Genomic DNA, 25,384 nt, shown 5'->3' with positions numbered 1-25,384 from the left:
TCTTAGATTGCGGCGGCCAGTCTACATAACTCGTCGTGAAAACTTTCAGTCATTTTCATCAAAAAGTGTGAACCGGCTCAAATTAGAAGTTTTGACGAACAGAAAAGCCTTCATCCTTTAAGATGATGACTTAACAGGTTTTACAGGCAAATTAAGTTCGTCAGCTATTGCTGGTCAGATTCTGATAAATCGTCTTGTGCCTGGCCGAGTTGCGCCAGTTCCAACAATGCGTATCGGTGTTCAACAAAGTTATTGACGTTGTTGGCCACCGCCAGTTTGAACAACGCTTTCGCGTCGTCCTTCTCCCCCAGACTTAGGTAGTACTTACCTAAATAGAAGTTGGTTTCACTGAGATGTTCAGCGAGCGAGGTGTTATCCGTTGCGTCCGCCTTGAGACTTTCCATCAACGCTTTTTCGTTGATATCTCCAAGGTAGAACTCGACAATATTCCATCCCCATTGGTCTCTGACCGCTTTGTCGTGACGCTGTTGAAGCGCAACTTTTGCCTTGTCGACATCCATCTCACGTTCAACGAGATAGAGCCACAGACTGCGGAAAGGATCGTTAGGATCGTCTTGATAAAACGCCAGCAGATCATCTTGCGCTAACTTGTATCGACCGCCGTAATAGAGGGCGATACCACGGTTTAAATGCGCATAGTTGTAAGTTGGATCAAGCTCAAGTACAGAATCAAACGCTTCATAGGCGGCATCAAAGTTGCCCGCCTGCGTTAAATATATGCCTAAGTAGTTAAACACTTCTGGCATATCTGGTCTTATAGACAGCGCTTGCGAAAAATCGTTCCGCGCTAATGCCCGCAGACCTAAACTATCATACAACACTCCGCGCTCATATAACAGCTGTGCGCGTTCATCATCGGTGAGAGCGCGACTGGCAAGAATTTGTTCCATGCGCGCCAGTATCACTTCCTGCTGCAGTGTGGGCTGTAAAGGCACTGCAAGAACTTCGTTCTTACGCCAATTGGAGTTGCTGCATCCTGCCAGCGTCAAAGCTGTCGCAACAAAACACCAGCGCAGAAAAGGCTTCATTTCCCACTCCCGAATACAAACATTGGGATAACTATCCTGTCATCCGCCTGCTGTGCACAAGGATTCCCGCCCTCGCGATGATACAAACGCCCCTCTCCGCCAGGCAAAGAGGGGCAAATCAGCAACGTCTTACTCAGCTTCAGGCGTAATCACCGCGGCAGCTTCTTCAGTCTGCGGCTTAGATTCTGTCGCTTCTTTGATGCTCAGACGTACGCGGCCCTGGCGATCAACTTCCATCACCTTAACCGGCACTTCCTGACCCATCTGCAGATAGTCAGTCACTTTTTCAACGCGCTTATCAGCGATTTGTGAAATGTGAACCAGACCTTCCTTACCACCGCCGATAGCGACGAAGGCACCGAAGTCAACGATACGGGTCACTTTACCACTGTAAACGCGGCCCACTTCGATCTCTGCGGTAATCTCTTCGATACGACGAATTGCTTCTTTCGCTTTCAGACCATCGGTCGCTGCGATTTTCACGGTGCCGTCATCTTCGATTTCAATCGTTGTGCCGGTCTCTTCGGTCAGTGCACGAATCACTGAGCCGCCTTTACCGATCACATCTTTGATCTTGTCCGAGCTGATTTTGATGGTGTAGATGCGTGGAGCGAATTCAGAAATCTCGGTACGCGGCGTGCTGATAGCCTGTTCCATCACGCCCAGAATGTGCAGACGCGCACCCTTGGCCTGGTTCAGGGCTTCCTGCATGATTTCACGCGTGATGCCTTCGATTTTAATGTCCATCTGCAGCGCGGTGATACCTTCACGGCTACCCGCTACTTTGAAGTCCATGTCGCCGAGGTGATCTTCATCGCCCAGAATGTCAGACAGAACCACAAACTTCTCATCTTCTTTTACCAGACCCATCGCGATACCCGCAACGGCGGCTTTGATTGGCACACCTGCATCCATCAATGCCAGTGAGGCACCGCAGACAGAGGCCATTGAAGAAGAGCCGTTAGATTCGGTAATTTCAGATACAACACGAATGGTGTAAGGGAAATCTTCCGCTTTTGGCATTACCGCTAACACGCCGCGCTTCGCCAGACGACCGTGACCAATCTCGCGACGCTTCGGCGAACCGACCATGCCAGTTTCGCCGACTGAGTATGGAGGGAAGTTGTAATGGAACAGGAAGCTGTCGGTACGTTCGCCCATCAGCTCATCCAGGTTCTGCGCATCGCGGGTTGTACCCAGCGTTGCCGTAACCAGTGCCTGCGTCTCACCACGGGTGAACAGTGATGAACCATGGGTACGTGGCAATACGCCAGTACGCACGTCCAGACCGCGGATCATATCTTTTTCACGGCCATCAATACGTGGCTCGCCATTCAGGATGCGGGTACGAACAACGGTTTTTTCGAGGCTATGCACGATATCACCGATTTCTGAACCATCCAGCGTTTCATCTTCAGCCAGCAGAGCAGCAATGGTTTCGTCTTTAATGACGCCAACCTGCGTATAACGCTCCTGCTTGTCAGTGATGCGGTAAGCATCGCTGATGCGCGCTTCTGCCAGGGCAGCAACACGAGAAATCAGTGCGGTATTGGCGGCTTCTGGCTGCCAGTCCCAGCGTGGTTTGCCCGCTTCAGCAACCAGGGCATTGATGTTTTCAATAACGATCTGCTGCTGGTCGTGACCAAAGACCACGGCACCCAGCATCTGCTCTTCTGACAGAATCTCAGCTTCAGATTCAACCATCAGAACGGCATTCTGCGTACCGGCAACAACCAGATCCAGACGAGACTGTTTCAGCTCATCGGCAGTTGGGTTCAGAACGTATTGATCGTTGATGTAACCTACGCGTGCAGAGCCAATCGGGCCATTGAACGGCAGACCAGAAAGTGCCAGCGCAGCAGAGGCACCGATCATTGCAACGATGTCAGGATGAACCTGTGGGTTTACAGAAACCACGGTTGCAATAACCTGAACTTCGTTAACAAAACCTTCCGGGAACAGCGGACGAATCGGGCGGTCAATCAGACGCGAAATCAGCGTTTCGCCTTCGCTTGGACGGCCTTCACGGCGGAAGAAGCTTCCCGGGATACGACCAGCAGCGTAAGTACGCTCCTGATAGTTTACGGTCAGCGGGAAGAAGTCCTGACCTGGTTTAGATTTTTTCTGACCTACAACAGTGACGAACACTGCAGTATCGTCCATGCTCACCATTACAGCGGCTGTCGCCTGGCGCGCCATCATGCCGGTTTCCAGCGTGACGGTATGTTGACCATATTGGAATTTGCGTACGATCGGATTCAGCAAAGTCAAAGTCCTTAACTTCGGGGCATGGCTATCTGTAGCCCGCCATTGATTACCAATCTTCAGTTGCATCCTCGCGACTAATGACAACCCTCGACCGCCTCTGCGGTAAAGCCTCTCATTAGCCGCGCGAAATTCTGCAAACTAAAGATCACACTAAGCAACAATACATCAGTTTGGACCGGATTGCTGCCGATTGCTCGAAAAAAGGGGCCATAAAGGCCCCCTCTTAAAGAAACTCGCACAAATCTGATCGTAAGCTGCACACTGTGCAAAAGCCCGCGTAATGCCCCGACGATCAGATTCTTCAGACTTAGCGACGCAGACCGAGACTTTCGATCAGGCTGCTGTAGCGTGCAACGTCTTTACGCTTCAGGTAATCCAGCAGCTTACGACGCTGAGATACCATACGCAGCAGACCGCGGCGGCTGTGGTGGTCTTTTTTGTGCTCAGAGAAGTGACCCTGCAGATGGGTAATCTGCGCGGTCAACAGGGCAACCTGAACTTCAGTTGAACCGCTGTCGTTAGCACCACGGCCATATTTAGCAACGATCTCTGCTTTAGCTTCTACGCTTAGAGACATAATAAACTCCAGTAATAAATGAATGTATGGGTGCCGATCTCTAATTCAGCATCCCGCTTTAAAGCCGCGCTATTCTACTCTGCGCCCGATAGCAACGCAAATGCCCCATCAGCGAAAAGTGAACGCCCGGCTTAATCCTGATACTCAACCACTAAACGACGTGGCGCAAGACGGCCATCATCAGCGATTTCGGCCATGCCGATAAACTTACGCGCTTCGCCTTCCGATACCCTGACCAATCCCTGCGCAGGGGCATTGCTGGCCTGTACCGGCTGACCCTGGCGGAAAAAATCTGCCACAGCTGGCGGGATATTCACCTCAGGGAAATCAGAGGCGGGGCTATCCATCGGCAACAACAGCGGATCGAGCTGTGTCTCCAGTGGGATACCGCCTTCCGTCGCTTCCGTCAGCAGGGCGTTGAGCTGTTCCAGCGTCACCATCCTTTCATAGGGATAACGCGCAACCTGAACGCGACGCAGCATGATGACATGCGCTCCGCATCCCAGCTTTTCGCCCAGATCATCAATGATGGTGCGGATATAGGTGCCTTTGGAGCAGTGAATTTCCAGCTCCAGCTCATTATCCTGCCAGCGAATAAACTGCAGCTCATAGACAGTAATTGGACGGGGTTCACGCTCAATTACGATGCCCTGACGCGCATATTCATATAGCGGGCGACCCTGGTGCTTCAGCGCCGAAAACATCGACGGCACCTGCAACGTTTCGCCACGGAAGCTCTCGAGGGCGCTGTCCAGATCGGCCTGACTGAAGCTGACCGGACGCGTCTGCACAATGTTGCCATCGGCGTCTGACGTGTCCGTACGTTCGCCCAGTCGGGCAATCACGCGGTAGCGTTTGTCGGAATCCAGCAGATACTGCGAAAACTTAGTCGCTTCACCCAGGCAGATCGGCAACATGCCGGTCGCCAGAGGATCAAGCGCGCCGGTATGACCTGCGCGATTGGCGTTAAAGATACGCTTCACTTTCTGCAGGACATCATTCGACGAGACGCCTTGTGGCTTATCCAGCAACAACACGCCATGGACGTCGCGACCGCGACGACGCGGACGACTCATTACGCCTCCTCGTCATCGCCCGTAGCGTCGGGGCCACGGCGCTCAGCATCGTTCTTCACGACGCTGGTGACGAGATTGGACATGCGCATCCCTTCCACTAACGAGTTGTCGTAGAAGAAGGTCAGCTCAGGCACGATACGCAGACGCATCGCTTTGCCCAGCAAAATACGGATATAACCTGACGCTTCTTTCAGTGCTTTCAGGCCATGTTTAATCGCTTCTTCATCTTTGTCGTTAAGGAAAGTAACGAACACTTTTGCGTAGGCGAGATCGCGTGACACTTCAACGCCGGATACGGTGACCATCATGCCAAGACGGGGATCTTTGATCTCACGTTGCAGGATCATCGCAATCTCTTTCTGCAGCTCTTGTGAAACGCGCTGCGGGCGACCAAATTCTTTCGCCATCATTATTTCTCCCAAATAATTCGGGAGGCCAGAGGCCTCCCAAATTGCAACACATCAGCAGTCTATTACTCGATGGTGCGTTTAATTTCGATGATTTCAAACACTTCGATCATATCGCCAACGCGAACGTCGTTGTAGTTCTTCACGCCGATACCGCACTCCATGCCGTTACGCACTTCGTTGACGTCATCTTTAAAGCGACGCAGAGATTCCAGCTCGCCTTCGTAAATCACCACGTTGTCACGCAGGACACGGATTGGATTGTGACGTTTGATGTTACCTTCCGTCACCATACAACCGGCAATCGCGCCAAACTTCGGTGATTTGAACACGTCACGCACTGCAGCCAGACCAATGATCTGCTGTTTGTACTCGGGTGCCAGCATACCGCTCATCGCCGCTTTAACTTCATCAATCAGGTTATAGATGACTGAGTAGTAACGCAGATCCAGGCTTTCAGCATCGATGACGCGACGCGCAGAGGCATCAGCACGGACGTTGAAGCCGATCAGGATGGCGTTCGAGGCAGCGGCCAGCGTTGCGTCGGTTTCGGTAATCCCGCCGACACCTGAACCGACAATCTTCACCTTCACTTCGTCGGTGGAGAGTTTCAGCAGGGAGTCAGAGATCGCTTCCACAGAACCCTGAACGTCAGCTTTCATCACGATGTTCAGTTCAGAAACTTCGCCTTCGGTCATGTTAGCAAACATGTTCTCAAGCTTAGATTTCTGCTGGCGAGCCAGTTTAACTTCGCGGAATTTGCCCTGACGATAGAGCGCAACTTCACGTGCTTTCTTCTCGTCACGAACCACGGTCGCTTCATCACCCGCAGCCGGCACGCCGGACAGGCCCAGAATCTCAACCGGAATAGATGGACCCGCTTCCATGACTTCGCGGCCCAGTTCGTCACGCATTGCACGAACACGGCCATATTCGAATCCACAAAGAACGATGTCGCCTTTGTTCAGTGTACCTTCACGGACCAGCACGGTTGCAACCGGACCACGACCTTTGTCGAGGAACGATTCGATGACCACGCCACTCGCCATACCTTCACGAATAGCAGTCAGTTCCAGTACTTCCGCCTGCAGCAGGATAGCGTTTAACAGGTCATCAATGCCGGTACCTGCTTTCGCAGAGACATTAACGAACATGTTTTCGCCGCCCCACTCTTCCGGAATGATTCCGTACTGAGTCAGTTCGTTTTTAACACGATCCGGATCCGCTTCTGGCTTATCGCACTTGTTCACTGCAACCACAACCGGCACTTTAGCGGCTTTGGCGTGCTGAATAGCTTCGATGGTCTGTGGCATCACGCCATCGTCTGCTGCGACAACCAGGATAACGATGTCGGTCGCCTGCGCACCACGTGCACGCATCGCGGTAAACGCGGCGTGGCCCGGGGTATCCAGGAAGGTGACCATACCGGTGTCGGTTTCGACGTGGTAAGCACCGATGTGCTGAGTAATGCCGCCCGCTTCGCCAGAGGCGATTTTGGTGGAGCGGATATAGTCCAGCAGGGATGTTTTACCGTGGTCGACGTGACCCATGATGGTGACAACCGGAGCACGAGACTCCTGCGCCGCATCAGTATCACGATCGTCCATTACCGCTTCTTCCAGCTCATTCTCACGACGCAGGGTCACTTTGTGGCCCATCTCTTCGGCAACGAGCTGTGCAGTTTCCTGATCGATGACCTGGTTGATAGTCGCCATAGCGCCCATCTTCATCATCGCTTTGATGACCAGAGAACCTTTTACCGCCATTTTGTTAGCCAGTTCGGCTACGGTAATGGTTTCGCCAATCACAACATCGCGGTTAACGGCCTGCGCTGGCTTGTTGAAGCCCTGCTGCAGTGCGCTAGGTTTGCGATGCTTGCCGCCTTTACCGCCACGAACCTGCGCACGCGCTTCTTCACGGTCAGTTTTGGCTTCAGAATGTTTGTTGCCTTTTTTTGCCGGACGCGCAGCTTTAGCAGTTGTACGCGCACGCGCACGACCTGCTTCAACCTGACGGTCGTTTTCGTCTTCTGCCTGACGGGCATGGGTCGAAGTGGTGACGTGATAGTCGCCTTTATCCTCTTCTTCTGGCTTTTCCCATTCAGCTGATTTCTCTTCAGCCAGACGGCGGGCTTCTTCAGCTACGAGGCGGGCAGCCTCTTCCAGCTTACGGCGGGCTTCTTCTTCAGCTTTACGCTTCAGTTCGGCAGCTTCAGCTTCGCGACGGGCTTTGTCTGACTGCGCAGCCCTGGTCACTTCGTCGGTAGGTTGATTTGTCACTTTGTCATTTTCCGCTGCTGCACGTTTGGCCTTGTCAGCGGCTTCGCGCCTGGCTTTATCTTCGGCTTCACGTTGCGCTTTCTGTTCAGCTTCGCGACGGGCTTTTTCTTCAGCCTCGCGTTGCGCCTGCTCTTCCGCTTCACGCTGCGCCTCGGCTTCTGCTTCGGCCTGAGCTTGCTCAGACTCTGCATCACCTTTCACATAGGTACGCTTTTTGCGGACTTCAATTTGCACCGACTTACTTTTACCCCCGGTGCCTGGAATATTCAAGGTGCTGCGCGTTTTACGCTGCAGCGTCAGCTTAGCGGAACCGACCTGACCGTGTTCACGGTTCAGATGAGATAGTAAGGTTTCTTTCTCGTGCTGGGTCACCGCGTCATTTTCAGACTTAGGGATCCCCGCATCAGCAAATTGCTGTACCAGGCGATCGACCGGAGTCTGAATTTCTGCGGCCAGCGATTTTACGGTTACATCTGTCATGCTGTTCCTTCCTGTTATTACGCGTCATCGCCGAACCAGCAGATATTACGTGCGGCCATAATCAGCGCGCCGGCCTGTTCATCAGACATGCCTTCAATATCCGTCAGATCGTCAACACCTTGCTCAGCGAGATCTTCCAGCGTGCAAACGCCTTTCGACGCCAGGCGGAACGCCAGCGCACGATCGAGGCCTTCAAGATTCAGAAGATCCTCAGCGGGCTCCTGATTTCCAAGACTCTCTTCTTTCGCCAGGGCCAGGGTGGTTAACGCATTTTTTGCTCGTTCACGCAGGGCTTCAATGGTCTCTTCATCGAGACCGTCGACTTCCAGCAGCTCGTTGATTGGCACGTATGCCAGCTCTTCCAGCGAGGAGAAGCCCTCTTCCACCAGTACGGTGGCGAACTCTTCGTCGATGTCGAGATGTTTAGTGAACATATCGATCGCTGCATGGGCTTCAGCCTGATGCTTGGCCTGCAGATCATCGACGGTCATCACGTTCAGCTCCCAGCCACTTAGCTGCGAAGCGAGACGCACGTTTTGGCCGTTACGGCCGATCGCCTGAGCCAGATTGCCAGCTTCTACGGCGATATCCATGGTGTGATTATCTTCATCAACCACAATCGACGCCACATCGGCCGGAGCCATGGCGTTGATAACAAACTGCGCCGGGTTATCGTCCCACAGCACGATATCGATACGCTCGCCGCCCAGTTCACTGGAAACTGCCTGAACACGCGCGCCGCGCATACCCACACAGGCACCGACGGGATCGATACGTTTGTCGTTGGTTTTGACTGCAATTTTAGCGCGCGAACCCGGATCACGGGCAGCGGCTTTAATTTCAATCAGTTCTTCGCCAATTTCTGGCACTTCAATGCGGAATAGCTCAATCAGCATTTCCGGTTTGGAACGCGTCACGAACAGCTGCGCGCCACGCGCTTCCGGACGTACAGAGTAGAGTACGCCACGAATACGATCGCCTGGACGGAAGTTTTCGCGCGGCAGCATATCTTCGCGCATGATAACCGCTTCGGCGTTGCTGCCTAAATCGAGGGAAATATTGTCGCGATTAACTTTCTTCACCACGCCAGTAATAATTTCGCCTTCATGCTGACGGAACTGATCAACCACCATTGCGCGCTCAGCTTCGCGCACTTTTTGCACGATAACCTGCTTAGCGGTCTGGGTGGTGATACGGTCAAAGGTGACCGATTCAATCTGATCTTCGACATATTCGCCCAGATTGAATGCTTCATCTTCGAAGCGGGCCGCATCCAGCGTGATCTCGCGCGTCGGCTGTGTCACCTCATCAACGATTTCCCAGCGGCGGAAAGTATCGAAATCACCACTGCGGCGATCAATGCTGACGCGTACCTCGATTTCCTGCTCGTACTTTTTCTTGGTCGCAGTCGCCAGCGCGCTCTCCAGCGCTTCGAAGATTTTCTCACGCGGCAGGGCTTTTTCGTTAGAAACGGCTTCTACAACAGCTAAGATCTCTTTGTTCATCCTGGTTAGCCTCAATCCGGACTTTTAAAAGTGGGGGACCAGGTTCGCTTTCTGAATATTACTCAGTGCGAACACTTCATCGCTACCCTCAACGTGCACCGTGATCATCTCGCCATCAACTGACTTAATGGTTCCCTGCCATTTACGGCGGTTCTGAACGGCCATACGCAACACCAGACTCACTTCTTCACCCATAAAGCGGGTGTAGTGTTCTGCAGTGAACAGAGGACGATCGAGTCCCGGTGAAGAGACTTCAAGGTTGTAAGGTACAGTAATGGGATCTTCAACATCCATTACCGCACTTACCTGGTGGCTGACATCGGCGCAATCATCGACATTGATGCCATCTTCACTATCAATATAGATGCGCAGGATAGATGTGCGACTACGAACGAATTCAATTCCAACCAGTTCGTAACCCAGCGCTTCTACGGGAGCCGATACCAACTCTGTCAATTTTTGCTCTAATGTGGACAAGCCCACCCCCAAGACATAAAAAAAGGGCCTATAGCCCAGTATTACGATTCGCTAATAACAAAAAACCCCGAATATTCGGGGCTTTTAGTCACTGGACCCTGTATGCCGCGATGCGGCCCGGACTCCATCCTAAGAATTTTCTTTCAAAAAATAGCCGTGAATGCGTCCGTCGATGCATACAGTATATTTGAAAAAGAACTCAAAGGTAAAATTGGTTGCGGGGGCCGGATTTGAACCGACGACCTTCGGGTTATGAGCCCGACGAGCTACCAGGCTGCTCCACCCCGCGTCCGAAAACGTGGCGAATAATACGCCAGACCTGCATAAAATGCAAGTGATACTGCTATTTGGTACCGAGGACGGGACTTGAACCCGTAAGCCCAATCGGGCACTACCACCTCAAGGTAGCGTGTCTACCAATTCCACCACCACGGCACTGCACTGACCACAACGATTCGTTGCGCTGACGACCTTACTTAGGAATATCGCTGCCCGGAGTAACCGGTTGAGCTGGCTTTTCAGTCTGTTGAGAAGACTGCGCCGGCGCAGAAAGATTTTCCCACTCGCTTCCCTTCGACGCTTTATTGCTGTTCAGATTACCCAGAACCAGGCTGATGATGAAGAACAGTGCCGCTAAGATGCCAGTAGTACGCGTCAGAAAGTTACCTGAACCCGAAGAACCAAACACCGTACCGGATGCGCCTGCACCGAATGAGGCTCCCATATCAGCGCCTTTGCCTTGCTGCAGCATGATCATACCCACAAGGGCGATAGCTACAATAAGGAAAACAACTAAAAGAGCTTCGTACATATTCAACCTGTTCCTTGCACGATAATCGTACAGTTAAAGCTTCAACCAGTATTGATGGGGAGTCTCGTCATCACCCATCAGAAGCGGGTGTGAATACTAACCAAAGGCGCATATCTCTGCAAGTGCAATTTTTAGCAGCCAGACTGATTGCAGAAAAAAGCGCCATCCCGGTGATTTTACAGGCAGTTCAGCATCCTGCGAACCGCCTGTTATAAGCTTAAACGGCCTTGACCTGGTCAGCGATACGATTTGCCAGTTCCGTTACCTGCGCCTCATTTTCACCTTCGACCATTACACGAATCAATGGCTCGGTTCCTGATTTACGCAGCAGAACGCGTCCACGACCCGCCAGGGCTTTTTCTACTTCGGCGGTAACGGTTTTTACTGCGTCGCTTTGCAGTGGATCATGCTCGCCCGCAAAGCGAACATTGACCAGAACCTGCGGCAGCATCTTCATACCGCTACAGAGATCGTGCAGGCTCATATGATTGCGTACCATTGCAGTGAGTACTTGCAAACTTGCAACAATACCGTCACCCGTGGTGGTTTTATCCAGCAGAATCACATGACCAGAGTTCTCCGCGCCGAGACGCCATCCCTTCTCCTGCATCTTCTCCAGCACATAGCGGTCACCCACTTTGGCGCGGGTAAAAGGAATGCCAAGTTGTTTCAGCGCTAACTCCAGTCCCATGTTACTCATCAGCGTACCCACTACGCCGCCGCGTAACTGTCCCTGACGCAATGCTTCGCGTGCAATGATATAGAGGATCTGGTCGCCATCCACTTTGTCGCCCAGATGGTCAATCATCATGATACGGTCGCCGTCGCCGTCGTAGGCCAGACCAATATCGGCTTTCTCGGCCAGCACACGCTGCTGCAGCAGTTTGAGATCGGTGGCACCGCATTCTTTGTTAATGTTCATGCCGTCTGGCTGGACACCGATAGCAATGACGGTTGCGCCCAGTTCTCGCAGAACATTCGGCGCAATGTGGTAAGTCGCACCATTGGCGCAGTCGACCACAATTTTCAGGCCGTTAAGATTCAGTTCGCTTGGGAAGGTCCCTTTGCAGAACTCAATGTAACGCCCTGCGGCATCGACAATACGGCTGGCACGGCCTAACTGCGCAGACTCAACGCAGGTAATCGGCTTTTCCATTTCCAGTTCAATCGCTTCTTCGACGTCATCAGGCAGTTTGGTGCCCTCGGAGGAGAAGAATTTAATCCCGTTATCGTCAAACGGATTGTGCGATGCGGAAATCACAATACCCGCCTCTGCGCGGAAGGTGCGGGTCAGATAGGCGATAGCGGGCGTTGGCATCGGGCCGGTAAATGCAGCTGTCAGGCCCGCCGCCGCAAGACCCGCTTCCAGCGCAGACTCCAGCATATAGCCAGAGATACGCGTATCTTTACCGATAATGATTTTCTTTGAACCGTGACGCGCCAGCACTTTACCTGCTGCCCAGCCCAGCTTCAGGACGAAATCGGGGGTGATAGGTGTTTCACCGACTTTGCCGCGAATGCCGTCTGTACCGAAATATTTACGATTACTCATGATACTCCTTTTGCTCTTCGGGTCGCTTCGACCACGCGCATCGCTTCGGCCGTTTCTTTTACGTCATGCGCGCGAATAATCTGCGCGCCCTGCATTGCAGCAATCACCGCGCAGCTAAGGCTGCCGGTTAAACGCTGTGACGGGCCGACATTTAACAGCTGGCCAATCATCGATTTACGCGACATTCCTACCAACAACGGCAGACCGAAGTGGTTAAAATCGCCCAGATGAGCCAGCAGTTCATAATTGTGGCTGAGATTTTTACCGAAACCGAAGCCCGGGTCGAGTATCAGCCGCTCTTTTTTAATTCCCGCCGCTTCACAGCGCGCAATCTGCTGCGCGAAGTAAGTGTCCACTTCGCTTAAAATGTTTTTGTAAACCGGTGCCTGCTGCATCGTGCGCGGTTCACCCTGCATATGCATCAAACAGACGGGAAGTCCGGTAGCGGCAGCAGCTTCCAGTGCACCTCGTTCAGAGAGTGAGCGAACGTCATTAATGATGTGAGCGCCCACTCGCGCGGCTTCACGGATGACTTCTGCTTTAGATGTATCGACTGAAATCCAGACTTCGAAACGCTGGGCGATGGCATCGATCACCGGAATTACCCGCTCCAGCTCCTCCTCCACACTCACTTCATCCGCGCCAGGTCGGGTTGATTCACCGCCCACATCGATGATGGTTGCGCCTGCGTTGACCATCTCATTGGTATGCGTCAGCGCATCGACCAGCGCGTTATGTTTGCCACCATCTGAAAAGGAGTCCGGCGTGACATTCAGAATGCCCATCACATGGGGAAAAGATAAATCGAGATGGGAATCACGGGCGAACAACTTCATGGTGAAAACTCCTTACTGATCAATATCCGGATGTAAAAAACCCCGGACCAGCCGGGGTTTTGTCTGACGATGTTGCGTCTTATTTATTGTACTGCTCTGACATGGTATTGCCTGGGTTCGGCGTACGCGGTTCATCAACAGGACGTGGCGCCTTTGGCGTACCGTTGCTGTCTGAGCTGCTGCCTGGATCTTCCCAGCCAGCTGGCGGACGCACTTCGCGTCGTGCCATCAGGTCGTCGATCTGCGGTGCATCAATGGTTTCATACTTCATCAGCGCGTCTTTCATCGCGTGAAGAATGTCCATGTTCTCACCCAGAATGCGACGAGCACGCTGGTAGTTGCTATCGATCAGGTGCTTAACTTCCTGGTCGATGATGCGGGCAGTTTCATCAGACATATGTTTCGCTTTCGCGACAGAACGCCCAAGGAATACTTCACCCTCTTCTTCTGCATACAGCAATGGACCCAGTTTTTCGGAGAAGCCCCACTGTGTCACCATGTTGCGAGCCAGATTGGTCGCGACTTTAATGTCGTTAGACGCACCGGTAGAAACACGTTCCACACCGTAGATGATCTCTTCTGCAAGACGACCGCCGTAAAGCGTTGATATCTGGCTTTCCAGTTTCTGACGGCTGGCGCTGATCGCGTCGCCTTCAGGCAGGAAGAAGGTCACTCCGAGCGCACGGCCGCGTGGGATAATCGTAACTTTATGCACCGGGTCATGCTCTGGCACCAGGCGACCAATAATGGCGTGGCCCGCTTCGTGGTAGGCGGTTGACTCTTTCTGCGATTCCGTCATCACCATAGAGCGACGTTCCGCACCCATCATGATTTTGTCTTTCGCTTTCTCGAACTCAACCATCGATACCACACGCTTGTTTGAACGGGCCGCGAACAACGCTGCTTCGTTCACAAGGTTGGCCAGATCGGCACCTGAGAAGCCTGGAGTACCACGTGCAATGATCGCTGCATCGATATCGGTAGCCAATGGCACACGACGCATATGCACTTTCAGGATCTGCTCACGACCGCGTACGTCTGGCAGGCCTACCACAACCTGACGGTCAAAGCGGCCTGGGCGCAGCAGCGCAGGATCCAGTACGTCAGGACGGTTAGTCGCAGCGATAACGATAATACCTTCGTTACCTTCGAAACCATCCATCTCAACCAGCATCTGGTTCAGCGTCTGCTCACGTTCATCATGACCACCGCCTAAACCGGCGCCACGCTGACGACCAACGGCATCGATCTCATCGATGAAGATGATGCACGGTGCTGCTTTCTTGGCCTGTTCGAACATGTCACGCACACGGGATGCGCCGACACCAACAAACATTTCCACAAAGTCCGAACCGGAGATGGTAAAGAATGGCACCTTCGCTTCACCGGCAATGGCTTTAGCCAGCAGGGTTTTACCGGTACCCGGTGGCCCCACCATCAGAACGCCTTTTGGAATTTTACCGCCCAGCTTCTGGAAACGGCTCGGCTCACGCAGATATTCCACCAGCTCAGCCACTTCATCTTTCGCTTCGTCACAACCGGCAACGTCGGCGAATGTGGTTTTAATCTGGTCTTCCGTCAACATGCGGGCTTTGCTTTTGCCGAAGGACATCGCGCCCTTACCGCCGCCGCCCTGCATCTGACGCATAAAGAAGATCCACACACCGATCAGCAGCAGCATCGGGAACCACGAAATGAAGATTGAAGCCAGCAGGCTTGGTTCTTCCGGTGGTTCGCCAACCACTTTGACGTTTTTGGTCAAGAGGTTATCGAGCAACTTAGGATCATTGACAGGAATGTAGGTGGTATATTTATTGCTGTCTTTTTTGACAACGTTAATCTCACGCCCGTTAATGCGTGCCTCGCGGACCTGATCCTGGTTCACTTCCGACAGGAAGGTTGAATAATCAACCCGACGGCCATTTGACTCGCTGGGCCCAAAGCTCTGGAATACTGACATCAGCACGACCGCGATGACTAACCAGAGAATCAGGTTTTTCGCCATGTCACTCAAGGGATTAACCTCATATTACATCGGTGTTAACAGATAGCGTAGGGTACTATAGTTCCTGCATACATGGAATCGCAGCAAAGCTGCGGACTTCTCCAGCAATTTGGTTATAGTTTGCGCCCAGTCGCCACAATGTACACTTCACGTGAACGAGAACGTGAAGCGTCCGGCTTACGAATTTTTACTTTCGTAAACAGGGAGCGAATTTCCCGCAGGTATTCATCGAAGCCATCTCCCTGAAACACTTTCACTACGAAACTACCGCCAGGTGCCAGAATATCCCGACACATCTCCAGCGCCAGCTCTACTAAATACATCGACCGGGGAATATCTACGGCAGGTGTACCACTCATATTCGGTGCCATATCTGACATGACCACCTGAACTTTCTGATCGCCAACGCGCTCAAGCAATGCATTGACTACCAATTCTTCACGAAAATCGCCCTGAAGGAAATCGACACCGACGATTGGATCCATTGGCAGGATATCACAGGCAATGACGCGCCCTTTGTTCCCGATTTGCTGTACCACATATTGCGACCAGCCACCGGGTGCAGCACCCAGATCTACCACGGTCATACCGGGTTTGAACAGCTTGTCACCCTGTTGTATTTCATCAAGTTTAAACCAGGCGCGCGAGCGCAACCCTTTTTTATGCGCCTGGAGCACATATTTATCGCTAAAGTGTTCCTGAAGCCAGCGGCCGGAGCTGGCTGAACGCTTTTTACCCGTCATAATATTTCCAACTAAATCGTCATCGTAGCGATAAACCTGCACGCAATGGGTTGCGTCGATTTGGTGATATACCCGAGATGGCGGTAGAATGAACCGTTTTCAATCCCTGAGTAAGTAAAAAACTACGATGAATCTAAGTACCAAACAAAAACAGCACCTCAAGGGCCTCGCCCATCCACTCAAGCCAGTGGTTATGCTGGGTGGCAACGGCCTGACTGAAGGCGTGCTGGCCGAAATCGAGCAGGCTCTGGCGCATCACGAACTGATTAAGGTCAAAATCGCCTCAGAAGATCGTGAAACGAAACAGCTGATCGTCGAGGCTATCGTGCGTGAGACCGGTGCCAGCAACGTACAGGTGATCGGCAAAACGCTGGTGCTGTATCGCCCCTCTAAAGAGAGCAAAATTTCTTTACCACGTTAAGTGGGCAAAGAAAGTGACATGCTCTTACCTCAGATAAAAGGCCGCGATGCGGCCTTTTTCTTTTCTTTACATTGCGCATCAACGCTTTTTCAGGCGACGCACCATCTTAAAGGTATTCTACCTTCAGGATCTCATACTCGACATCGCCGCCCGGGGTTTTCACGATAGCCACATCATCGGCTTCTTTACCCACCAGGCCACGCGCCATTGGCGAATTGACCGAAATAAGATTTTGCTTAAAGTCCGCTTCGTCATCGCCCACGATACGATACGTTGACTCTTCGTCGGTCTCGACATTCAGTACGGTCACCGTTGCGCCGAAAATCACGCGACCCGTTTTAGGCATCTGGGTGACGTCAATCACCTGCGCATTAGAGAGTTTGGCTTCAATCTCCTGAATACGGCCTTCACAAAAACCCTGTTCTTCACGCGCAGCATGGTATTCCGCGTTCTCTTTTAAATCGCCGTGTTCGCGTGCGTCAGCGATAGAGGCGATAATGCGCGGGCGCTTCACGGTTTTCAGCTCGTTCAGCTCTTCACGCAATCTTTCAGCGCCTCTTAACGTCATCGGAATCTGATTCATTTAAGCTCCTCGCCATCTTTCCTGTTAACGATGTCATCCTGACCGGTGACTGCAGAAAAAAGCGTTCTGCGGCACATTAGCCCGTTTTTGCAAATAAAAGAATCCTGACCCGGAAATGCTTCCAGGCCAGAAAAGAGTTTTGCAATTTGATACGTATTTTACCCCAGAGTTCACTGCGGGTCATCGTTTACTTTGCACCGTCCGGCAACGTAGTATTGACGCCCTCACCTGCCAGTTACCGCGAGATTATGCGATTTTCACGACTTGTTACCGGATTAAGCTGCGCATTTATGCTACAGGCACACGCAGCGCCAGTTGATGAATACATGCAGTACCTGCCAGACGGCGCCAATCTGGCGCTGATGGTTCAGAAAGTGGGTGCATCAACACCGATTATTGATTACCACGGAAAACAGATGGCCCTGCCAGCCAGTACCATGAAAGTGGTAACGGCGCTGGCGGCCCTGCTGGAACTGGGTGGTGACTTCCGTTTTCAGACCACTTTTGAGACTCGCGGCGCCATTATAGATGGCACCCTGAACGGCGATTTAGTGGCTCGTTTCGGCGGTGATCCGACCTTAAGCCGTCAGGATCTGCGCAACATGGTCGCTGCGATTAAGAAGCAGGGTATTAACCATATTAAAGGCAATCTGGTTATCGACACCTCCGTGTTTGCCAGTCACGACATGGCGCCGGGCTGGCCGTGGAATGACATGACCCAGTGCTTCAGCGCCCCGCCGGGTGCGGCGATTGTTGATAAGAACTGCTTCTCAGTGTCGCTCTACAGCGCTAATACGCCGGGTGAAAATGCCTTTGTGCGTATCGCATCCTATTATCCGGCACATATGTACAGCCAGGTCCGCACCATCGGCCGCAACAGCGGCGAAGGGCAATATTGTGAACTGGATGTGGTGCCGGGCGAGCTAAACCGCTACACACTGACCGGCTGTATGCGCCAGCGTGCAGAACCGCTGCCGCTGGCCTTTGCTGTGCAGGATGGCGCGGCCTGGGCAGGCGAAATTCTCAAGGCGGAGCTGCGGTCGTCAGAAATTGATTACAGCGGGCATCTGGTGCGTCAGACGCAAGTCACGGAGCCAGGCACTGTACTGGCATCGACCCAGTCCGCGCCCCTGCATACGCTGCTGCACACCATGCTGAAGAAGTCAGATAACATGATTGCCGATACGGTGTTCCGCACTATTGGTCATCACTACTTCAATGTGCCAGGTACTTTCCGCGCCGGACAGGATGCTGTTCGTCGTATACTGAAAGCGAAAGCCAACGTCGACATGGGCAACAGCATCCAGGTCGATGGTTCCGGACTATCGCGTCATGATCTGATCTCACCGCAAACCATGATGCAGGTGTTGCAGTTCATTGCTAAGAATGACAACACACTGGATTATATTTCGATGCTGCCGCTGGCTGGCTATGATGGCACGCTGCAATACCGCGGCGGCCTGCATGAAGCAGGACTGGATGGCAAAGTTTCGGCGAAAACCGGCTCACTGCAGGGCGTCTATAACCTGGCAGGTTTTATTACCACCTCAAGCGGTGCGCGGGTAGCGTTCGTTCAGTTCCTTTCCGGTTATGCGGTACCGCCGGAAGATCAACGTACCCGCCGTATTCCGCTGGTGCGTTTCGAAAGCCGACTTTATCGCGATATTAATCAGAACAATTGATTACGCAGTAATAGAAACGCAGCAGGCGAGCAACCTGCTGCATTTTTTATGGCTGAATCCGCCAGAAGCGGGTGTTAGCGTGGTAATGAGCAGGTTGCAGAAAGAACGAAGCCCCCTTTCAGGCCTTGAAAGGGGGCTTCGTATATCACACTGTAGCAGACGCGCGGTTAACGCTGATAGATGATCTCAACGCCTTCGTCGTCTTCATCATCCCAGTCGTCATCCCACTCTTCGTCTTCCACTTCAACCGTATTTTCAATAGTTTCTTTGTGGTAATCATCCCACATGAACTCTACTTTCTCCGGCTGTTTCTCTTCAAGCTCGGCTTCTTTAGGGTTGGCGTTGATGAAGCTCATCACGTCCCAGCAGAGTTCGTTGACACCGGTACGGCTTGCGGCAGAAATCAGGTAGTACTTATCTTCCCAGCCCAGTGCTTCAGCAACTGCTTTTGCCCGTGACTGCGCTTCTTCCTCACTGATCAGATCAATTTTGTTGAAGACCAGCCAGCGTGGCTTGTTAAACAGTTTCTCACTGTACTTTTCGAGCTCGCCGAGAATGATGCGGGCATTTTCAACCGGATCGCTTTCATCGATCGGATCGATGTCGATCAGGTGCAGTAACACGCGGCAGCGCTCGAGGTGCTTCAGGAAGCGAATGCCGAGGCCTGCGCCATCTGCTGCGCCTTCAATCAGGCCAGGAATATCGGCCACGACGAAGCTCTGTTCACTGTCCATGCGGACTACACCCAGGCTTGGCACCAGCGTGGTAAACGGATAGTCAGCTACTTTTGGTTTAGCTGCCGATACGGCACGGATAAAGGTCGATTTACCGGCATTCGGTAAACCCAGCATCCCGACGTCTGCCAGCAACATCAGCTCCAGCTGCAGATCGCGCTTTTCGCCTGGTGTACCCATGGTTTTCTGGCGCGGACTGCGGTTCACTGACGATTTGAAACGGGTATTACCCAGGCCATGCCAGCCACCTTTGCCGACCATCAGCTTCTGGCCGTGGCGCGTCATGTCGCCCAGTGTTTCGCCGGTACCCTGATCAATAACCCGGGTGCCGACCGGCACTTTAACTTCGATATCTTTACCGCGTTTGCCGGTACAGTCGCGGCTCTGTCCGTTTTGTCCACGCTCGGCGCGGAAGGACTTTTCGAAACGATAATCGATAAGGGTGTTAAGGTTTTCATCAGCGATCAGATAAACGTCACCGCCATCACCGCCATCACCCCCATCAGGGCCGCCTCTCGGGATATATTTTTCGCGGCGGAAGCTGACGCAACCATTACCGCCATCACCGGCGACGACCAGGATTGTCGCTTCATCTACAAACTTCATTTTCTATCTCCGTCACACAATCGCCTGCAGCACTCTGCAGACGGGTCCGCCAGGGTCTTCTGCGCTGACCAGCGGCGGATAAATCAGGATTGGCTTTCGCCAGTGCGTACATAAATTGTACAGCAAACTTTTGTGATGCGTTGCTTTTACCGCAACAGACCGCAGAATGTAAAAAGCCCCGCAGGAGCTGCGGGGCCTTTAATTCGTGCGTTCAGACGTTAAACGTCTGCGTCACGACAACCTTACTCAGCAACGATGCTGATGTATTTACGGTTGTTCGGACCTTTAACTTCGAACTGTACTTTACCGTCTGCAGTAGCAAACAGGGTGTGGTCACGACCACAACCTACATTGGTACCGGCGTGGAATTTGGTGCCACGCTGACGAACGATGATGCTACCTGCCAGAACAGATTCACCACCGAAACGTTTTACACCCAGACGTTTTGCATTGGAGTCACGACCATTTCGAGTCGAACCACCAGCCTTTTTATGTGCCATTTGTCAGATCTCCTCTTACGCCGTGATACCAGTGATTTTCACATCAGTGAACCACTGGCGATGGCCTGCTTGCTTACGGTAGTGCTTACGACGACGAAACTTAACAATCTTAATTTTCTCGCCACGACCATGAGCAACAACTTCTGCCTTGATCATTCCGCCTGAAACCAGTGGCGCGCCGATTTTAACGTCTTCGCCATTAGCAATCATCAGAACCTGGTCAAACTCAATCGTTTCACCGGTTGCGATGTCCAGCTTTTCCAGGCGAACGGTCTGACCTTCGCTTACTCGGTGTTGTTTACCACCACTTTGGAAAACCGCGTACATATAAAACTCCGCTTCTGCGCTTGCCTTTTAGTTCATCAGGCGGCGCGCTAAATATTCACAATAGGGCGCGAATTCTACGCAAAACTCCAGAAGAAGACAAGAGCACTTTGCACACTCTTGCAGAAAAAAAACACAGGCTGAATGCAACCGTTTCTCAGGCACAAAATTCAAGTACAATCAGTAACAGATTACCTGAACGCTGGCTGGGTAAACCACTTACCATGGCAGAGATAACGAGTCATAGCTGAAAAGACGAATGAACTTAGAACAGATTAATGAATTAACCGCACAGGATATGGCTGCCGTTAACCAGACCATCCTCGACCAGCTGAATTCGGATGTCTCGCTCATCAACCAGTTGGGCTACTACATCATCAGTGGTGGGGGCAAGCGTATCCGTCCCATGATTGCCGTGCTATCCGCACGTGCCATGGGCTACAAGGGCGACCTGCACGTGACCAATGCGGCGCTGATCGAATTTATCCACACCGCCACGCTGCTGCATGACGATGTCGTGGATGAATCCGATATGCGTCGTGGCAAAGCGACCGCTAATGCGGCGTTTGGCAATGCGGCAAGCGTGCTCGTCGGTGATTTTATTTATACCCGCGCCTTCCAGATGATGACCAGCATGGGTTCGCTGCGTATCCTGGCGCTGATGTCAGAGGCGGTAAACGTGATTGCTGAGGGCGAAGTCCTTCAGTTGATGAACGTTAACGACCCCGACATCACCGAAGAAAGCTACATGCGCGTGATTTATAGCAAGACTGCGCGCCTGTTCGAAGCGGCCTCGCAGGCCTCTGCGATCCTGGCTGAAGCTACACCTGAACAGGAGAAGGCGCTGCAGGATTATGGGCGCTATCTGGGTACGGCTTTCCAGTTAATTGACGATTTACTCGATTATAGCGCTGATGGCGAGACGCTGGGTAAAAATACCGGCGATGACCTGAGTGAAGGCAAACCCACGCTTCCACTGCTGCATGCTATGCAGCACGGCTCGCCTGAACAGGCGAAGATGATCCGTGAAGCCATTGAGCAGGGGAATGGCCGTCATCTGCTGGAACCGGTGCTGGAAGCGATGAATCAGTGTGGTTCGCTGGAATGGACGCGCAATCGCGCCGAACAGGAAGCGGACAAAGCGATTGACGCCTTACGTATTCTGCCCGAATCACCGTGGCGCAGTGCCCTGGAGTCACTGGCACATATGTCTGTTCAGCGCGATTTCTGATCCCTTATGGAGCCTGCCAGGCTCCATTTTTATATCACTGCTCTCACTTCTCTTTATTCCCTCTTAGCTGTTGCATTCCTTTTGTGTGCCATCACACAGACCAGATGCTGGATCCAAATTTAACTGGAAATTAATGGAACTAATTTGATATAAAAGACCTGTTCTTTCCAGATAATAGTAAAAAGGAAAGCCAATATCCCGCAGGACGACGCAATGACAAGGAAAAGGTGAGCAGGCTATGGAAAAAAGGATGGAAGACTGGCATCCGGCTGACATTATCGCTGCGTTGCATAAACGTGGCATGACTCTGGCGGCGCTGTCACGCGCAGCGGGTCTGAGTTCATCAACGCTGGCTAATGCGCTCACGCGTCCCTGGCCTAAAGGTGAATGGCTGATTGCAGACGCGATCAAGATTCACCCGAGTGAGATCTGGCCAAGCCGCTATTATGATCCTGATACCCACTGCCTGCTGGATCGCCGGAAACGTATCCGGACGTCTGCAAATCATTCCGATAGCGCCTGAAGTTCAGGCGAGCTTCAGGCAAAAAAAAACCAGCCCCAAACGGGGCTGGTTCTTTCAACATATCAGCAGGATTACTCTTCGCTGACGCGCTCGATGTTTGCACCCATCGCTTTCAGCTTATCTTCAATATGCTCATAGCCACGATCGATATGATAAATGCGATCAACGAACGTCGTTCCTTCCGCAATACAACCCGCCAGAACCAGACTGGCAGAAGCACGCAGATCGGTCGCCATCACCTGCGCACCTGACAGGGTTTCAACCCCATGACAGATCGCCGTGTTGCTCTCAATCTCAGCATGTCCGCCCATACGGATCAGTTCCGGGATATGCATGAAACGGTTTTCAAAGATGGTTTCGGTAATCAGGCCCGTCCCTTCCGCGACCATGTTTAACAGGGTGAACTGTGCCTGCATATCAGTCGGGAAACCCGGATGCGGTGCAGTGCGCACGTTAACCGCTTTGGGTCGCTTACCGTGCATATCCAGACTGATCCAGTCTTCACCGGTTTCGATATCGGCACCTGCATCACGCAACTTAGCCAGCACAGCGTCCAGCGTATCTGGCTGAGTTTTGTGACACAGTACTTTACCGCCTGAAATCGCAGCCGCCACCAGGAAAGTACCGGTTTCGATACGATCTGGCAGGACGCGGTAAACACCGCCACCCAGACGCTCTACGCCTTCGATGGTGATTTTATCGCTGCCTGCACCACTGATTTTGGCACCCAGGGTGTTCAGGAAGTTGGCAGTATCGACAATCTCTGGCTCACGCGCCGCATTCTCAATCACCGTGGTACCGGTCGCCAGCGTCGCAGCACTCATGATAGTGACGGTTGCGCCGACGCTGATTTTGTCCATGACAATCAGCGCGCCCTTCAGGCGGCCATTGACTGAGGCTTTAACGTAGCCCTCTTCCAGCTTGATCTCGGCACCCAGCTGTTCCAGACCGGTAATGTGCAGGTCAACCGGACGCGCGCCAATAGCGCAGCCACCCGGCAGAGAAACCTGACCCTGACCAAAACGTGCCACCAGCGGACCCAGCGCCCAGATTGAGGCACGCATGGTTTTGACCAAATCATAAGGTGCACAAAATACATCTACCGCGCTGGCATCGACATGTACAGAACCGTTGCGTTCCACCTTCGCACCCAGCTGAGTCAGCAGCTTCATGGTGGTGTCAATGTCGCGGAGCTTTGGCACATTCTGGATCTCTACCGGCTCTTCGGCCAGCAGGGCAGCAAACAGAATAGGCAGTGCGGCATTCTTCGCCCCGGAAATGGTTACTTCACCACTTAAACGGGTGGGGCCTTGCACACGAAATTTTTCCATTAACACGGCTCTCAATTAACTCGCTAAAAATTAGACTCGCCCAGGGCGAGTTCACCACGCTGGGGATCAGAAACCGTTGAGTTTACGGTCACGCGCCCATTCAGCGGGAGTGTAGGTTTTGATAGAGACAGCATGCATGCGGTTGTCCGCGATGAATTCCATCAGCGGCGCATAGACAGCCTGCTGCTTTTTGACGCGGCTCAGTTCGCCAAACAGTTCGCCTACGGCGATCACCTGAAAATGGCTGCCATCGTTGCTCATCACATGAACTTCTTCTAAAGGCAATGCGGCCATCAGCACGGCCTGAATTTCACTGTTTTCCATTGGGCTTAACTTCACTTAATAATAATAAGGCTGACATAGTAGAGGAAAGCGTCTGACTCTTAAATACGCAAAAGCCCCTGTCGAAAACAGGGGCTTAGCATAACAACCGGAAATCAGGCGCTTTTATCCGCAGAAACAATAATCTGTTGCAGATTGTAAAGCGTAATCAGCGAGAGCAGTTTGTCGCTGATGCCGGTAAAGCGTGGGGTAATACCCTGTGCCCGTGCGATTTCACGCAGGTGCACCAGCAGGGCCAGACCGGAAGAGTCAACGCGCTCCAGCGCCGCAACGTCGATGGTATCAACATCTTTAATCAGCGTCTCACGTTGCTGCCACAGGCTCATCAACGTGTCGCGATCCAGTTCGCCTCTCAGTAACAGCGTGCTGGCTTCCCGCTCCCAGCGTAACGATTCGTGCATTATTGTTGTTTATCCAGCGTGATTGGCTGTGCCGCAGAAGATTTCAGTTGCGCCGTCAGACCATCGATACCTTTAGTACGCAACAGATCGCTCCACTCATTTTGTTTGGTAGTAATCATGCTGACGCCTTCGGCAATCATGTCATACGCCTGCCAGTTCCCACTCTGACTGTTCTTACGCCACTGGAAATCGAGGCGAACAGGTGGACGGCCATTTGGATCGATAATTGACACACGAATGGCGACAATTTTGGCATCGCCTAAAGGCTGCTCAGGCTGAATCTGATAGCTCTGTCCGTTATACAGTGCCAGTGCCTGACCATAAGCCTGCGCCAGATAGTCACCAAAGGCGCTGAAGTAAGCTTCGCGCTGAGCAGGTGTCGAATCACGATAGTAGCGGCCCAGCACTAACGCGCCGGCATATTTGATCTGCACATAGGGCAGCAGCTCCTGACGAACAATCTCTCTCAGATAATTAGGATCCTGCTTGATTTTCGGCTGCTCATTTTTCAGACGGGTAAAGGTTTTTTGCGCTGCTTCGTTCATCAGCTTATAGGGATTGCTCTGATCGGCTGCGGTCGCCGTCAGCGGTACTGCAACCACCAGCATGGCAATCATCAGTAAACGTTTAAACATGGTATA

At 52.5% G+C, this 25,384-nt stretch carries 26 protein-coding genes and 2 tRNA genes; 4 read left to right on the top strand and 24 right to left on the bottom strand.

The genetic code is table 11. The features are described from left to right. Positions 1–2 precede the first annotated feature (2 nt). From yrbN to rlmE, 16 genes are all read right to left on the bottom strand, one after another. Positions 3–59 (bottom strand): protein YrbN, encoded by a 57-nt coding sequence (gene yrbN, locus HZZ01_RS21180; protein WP_098053093.1) that lies wholly within the window; start codon positions 57–59, stop codon positions 3–5. A 105-nt stretch (positions 60–164) separates the two neighbouring features. Beyond that, positions 165–1,049, bottom strand: coding sequence for a lipoprotein NlpI (gene nlpI, locus HZZ01_RS11300; RefSeq protein ID WP_179897384.1), 885 nt, complete (start codon positions 1,047–1,049; stop codon positions 165–167). A gap of 129 nt (positions 1,050–1,178) precedes the next feature. Beyond that, positions 1,179–3,314: a polyribonucleotide nucleotidyltransferase gene (gene pnp, locus HZZ01_RS11295; protein WP_179897382.1), complete on the bottom strand. Its 2,136-nt coding sequence runs from the start codon at positions 3,312–3,314 to the stop codon at positions 1,179–1,181. Positions 3,315–3,624: 310 nt separating this feature from the next. Continuing rightward, positions 3,625–3,894: a 30S ribosomal protein S15 gene (gene rpsO / locus HZZ01_RS11290; RefSeq protein ID WP_003851063.1), complete on the bottom strand. Its 270-nt coding sequence runs from the start codon at positions 3,892–3,894 to the stop codon at positions 3,625–3,627. A 131-nt stretch (positions 3,895–4,025) separates the two neighbouring features. Further along, complete coding sequence (truB, locus tag HZZ01_RS11285) at positions 4,026–4,970, bottom strand: tRNA pseudouridine(55) synthase TruB (protein WP_179897380.1); 945 nt, start codon at positions 4,968–4,970, stop codon at positions 4,026–4,028. Further along, positions 4,970–5,377, bottom strand: coding sequence for a 30S ribosome-binding factor RbfA (rbfA, locus tag HZZ01_RS11280; protein ID WP_090963920.1), 408 nt, complete (start codon positions 5,375–5,377; stop codon positions 4,970–4,972). Before rbfA ends, truB begins: the two co-directional genes overlap by 1 nt. 65 nt (positions 5,378–5,442) lie before the next feature. Beyond that, complete coding sequence (infB, locus tag HZZ01_RS11275; RefSeq protein WP_179897378.1) at positions 5,443–8,136, bottom strand: translation initiation factor IF-2; 2,694 nt, start codon at positions 8,134–8,136, stop codon at positions 5,443–5,445. A gap of 17 nt (positions 8,137–8,153) precedes the next feature. After that, positions 8,154–9,641: a transcription termination factor NusA gene (gene nusA / locus HZZ01_RS11270; protein WP_090963915.1), complete on the bottom strand. Its 1,488-nt coding sequence runs from the start codon at positions 9,639–9,641 to the stop codon at positions 8,154–8,156. A gap of 24 nt (positions 9,642–9,665) precedes the next feature. Beyond that, positions 9,666–10,118 (bottom strand): ribosome maturation factor RimP, encoded by a 453-nt coding sequence (gene rimP / locus HZZ01_RS11265; protein ID WP_010251795.1) that lies wholly within the window; start codon positions 10,116–10,118, stop codon positions 9,666–9,668. Positions 10,119–10,330: 212 nt separating this feature from the next. Next, positions 10,331–10,407: transfer RNA gene (locus HZZ01_RS11260), tRNA-Met, on the bottom strand. Between the two features lie 59 nt (positions 10,408–10,466). After that, positions 10,467–10,553 (bottom strand) — tRNA-Leu (locus HZZ01_RS11255). A gap of 37 nt (positions 10,554–10,590) precedes the next feature. Then, positions 10,591–10,929 (bottom strand): preprotein translocase subunit SecG, encoded by a 339-nt coding sequence (gene secG / locus HZZ01_RS11250; protein ID WP_009092412.1) that lies wholly within the window; start codon positions 10,927–10,929, stop codon positions 10,591–10,593. Between the two features lie 217 nt (positions 10,930–11,146). Continuing rightward, positions 11,147–12,481, bottom strand: coding sequence for a phosphoglucosamine mutase (gene glmM, locus HZZ01_RS11245; protein ID WP_033781660.1), 1,335 nt, complete (start codon positions 12,479–12,481; stop codon positions 11,147–11,149). After that, on the bottom strand, positions 12,478–13,317 hold the full coding sequence (folP, locus tag HZZ01_RS11240; RefSeq protein ID WP_179897376.1) for a dihydropteroate synthase: 840 nt from the start codon (positions 13,315–13,317) through the stop codon (positions 12,478–12,480). Before folP ends, glmM begins: the two co-directional genes overlap by 4 nt. A 79-nt stretch (positions 13,318–13,396) precedes the next feature. Beyond that, a complete protein-coding gene (ftsH, locus tag HZZ01_RS11235) occupies positions 13,397–15,322 on the bottom strand; it encodes an ATP-dependent zinc metalloprotease FtsH (RefSeq protein WP_179897374.1) in 1,926 nt (641 codons plus the stop codon). A 113-nt stretch (positions 15,323–15,435) separates the two neighbouring features. Further along, positions 15,436–16,065 carry a 23S rRNA (uridine(2552)-2'-O)-methyltransferase RlmE gene (gene rlmE, locus HZZ01_RS11230; RefSeq protein WP_086905091.1) on the bottom strand — a complete coding sequence of 210 codons (630 nt, stop codon included), beginning with the start codon at positions 16,063–16,065 and terminating at the stop codon, positions 15,436–15,438. Positions 16,066–16,192: 127 nt separating this feature from the next. On the opposite strand from rlmE, the gene yhbY reads away from it, so the two are divergent. After that, a complete protein-coding gene (gene yhbY / locus HZZ01_RS11225; protein WP_008925418.1) occupies positions 16,193–16,486 on the top strand; it encodes a ribosome assembly RNA-binding protein YhbY in 294 nt (97 codons plus the stop codon). A 106-nt stretch (positions 16,487–16,592) separates the two neighbouring features. Here yhbY and greA read toward each other — a convergent pair whose 3' ends face one another. After that, positions 16,593–17,069 (bottom strand): transcription elongation factor GreA, encoded by a 477-nt coding sequence (greA, locus tag HZZ01_RS11220; protein WP_003851087.1) that lies wholly within the window; start codon positions 17,067–17,069, stop codon positions 16,593–16,595. Positions 17,070–17,317: 248 nt separating this feature from the next. On the opposite strand from greA, the gene dacB reads away from it, so the two are divergent. Then, positions 17,318–18,751, top strand: coding sequence for a serine-type D-Ala-D-Ala carboxypeptidase (gene dacB, locus HZZ01_RS11215; protein WP_010251813.1), 1,434 nt, complete (start codon positions 17,318–17,320; stop codon positions 18,749–18,751). Positions 18,752–18,918: 167 nt separating this feature from the next. Here the strand turns inward: dacB and cgtA are convergent, their stop codons facing one another. The 3 genes from cgtA to rplU form a co-directional block, all read right to left on the bottom strand. Beyond that, complete coding sequence (gene cgtA, locus HZZ01_RS11210) at positions 18,919–20,091, bottom strand: Obg family GTPase CgtA (RefSeq protein WP_003851092.1); 1,173 nt, start codon at positions 20,089–20,091, stop codon at positions 18,919–18,921. Between the two features lie 242 nt (positions 20,092–20,333). Further along, positions 20,334–20,591 carry a 50S ribosomal protein L27 gene (rpmA, locus tag HZZ01_RS11205; protein WP_003851093.1) on the bottom strand — a complete coding sequence of 86 codons (258 nt, stop codon included), beginning with the start codon at positions 20,589–20,591 and terminating at the stop codon, positions 20,334–20,336. A gap of 15 nt (positions 20,592–20,606) precedes the next feature. Next, positions 20,607–20,918 carry a 50S ribosomal protein L21 gene (gene rplU, locus HZZ01_RS11200; RefSeq protein WP_008925416.1) on the bottom strand — a complete coding sequence of 104 codons (312 nt, stop codon included), beginning with the start codon at positions 20,916–20,918 and terminating at the stop codon, positions 20,607–20,609. Between the two features lie 256 nt (positions 20,919–21,174). Here rplU and ispB point away from each other — a divergent pair, with 256 nt between their 5' ends. Both ispB and HZZ01_RS11190 read left to right on the top strand, forming a co-directional pair. Continuing rightward, positions 21,175–22,146 carry an octaprenyl diphosphate synthase gene (ispB, locus tag HZZ01_RS11195; RefSeq protein WP_179897372.1) on the top strand — a complete coding sequence of 324 codons (972 nt, stop codon included), beginning with the start codon at positions 21,175–21,177 and terminating at the stop codon, positions 22,144–22,146. Between the two features lie 238 nt (positions 22,147–22,384). After that, a complete protein-coding gene (locus tag HZZ01_RS11190) occupies positions 22,385–22,669 on the top strand; it encodes a helix-turn-helix transcriptional regulator (RefSeq protein ID WP_179897370.1) in 285 nt (94 codons plus the stop codon). A gap of 71 nt (positions 22,670–22,740) precedes the next feature. Here HZZ01_RS11190 and murA read toward each other — a convergent pair whose 3' ends face one another. The 4 genes from murA to mlaC all read right to left on the bottom strand — a co-directional run bounded on the left by murA (position 22,741) and on the right by mlaC (position 25,378). Further along, a complete protein-coding gene (gene murA / locus HZZ01_RS11185; protein WP_179897368.1) occupies positions 22,741–24,000 on the bottom strand; it encodes a UDP-N-acetylglucosamine 1-carboxyvinyltransferase in 1,260 nt (419 codons plus the stop codon). Between the two features lie 66 nt (positions 24,001–24,066). Further along, complete coding sequence (ibaG, locus tag HZZ01_RS11180; protein WP_179897366.1) at positions 24,067–24,324, bottom strand: BolA family iron metabolism protein IbaG; 258 nt, start codon at positions 24,322–24,324, stop codon at positions 24,067–24,069. Positions 24,325–24,437: 113 nt separating this feature from the next. Next, on the bottom strand, positions 24,438–24,743 hold the full coding sequence (mlaB, locus tag HZZ01_RS11175; RefSeq protein WP_179897364.1) for a lipid asymmetry maintenance protein MlaB: 306 nt from the start codon (positions 24,741–24,743) through the stop codon (positions 24,438–24,440). Next, the gene (gene mlaC, locus HZZ01_RS11170; RefSeq protein WP_179897363.1) at positions 24,743–25,378 is read right to left on the bottom strand and encodes a phospholipid-binding protein MlaC; all 636 of its coding nucleotides are present in this window, start codon (positions 25,376–25,378) and stop codon (positions 24,743–24,745) included. Before mlaC ends, mlaB begins: the two co-directional genes overlap by 1 nt. Positions 25,379–25,384: the final 6 nt, after the last annotated feature.

Origin of the sequence: Pantoea sp. WMus005 (assembly GCF_013415305.1) — a bacterium.
Classification (GTDB): Bacteria; Pseudomonadota; Gammaproteobacteria; order Enterobacterales; family Enterobacteriaceae; genus Pantoea; species Pantoea rara.
This window is presented reverse-complemented; position numbering and strand designations above follow the sequence as displayed.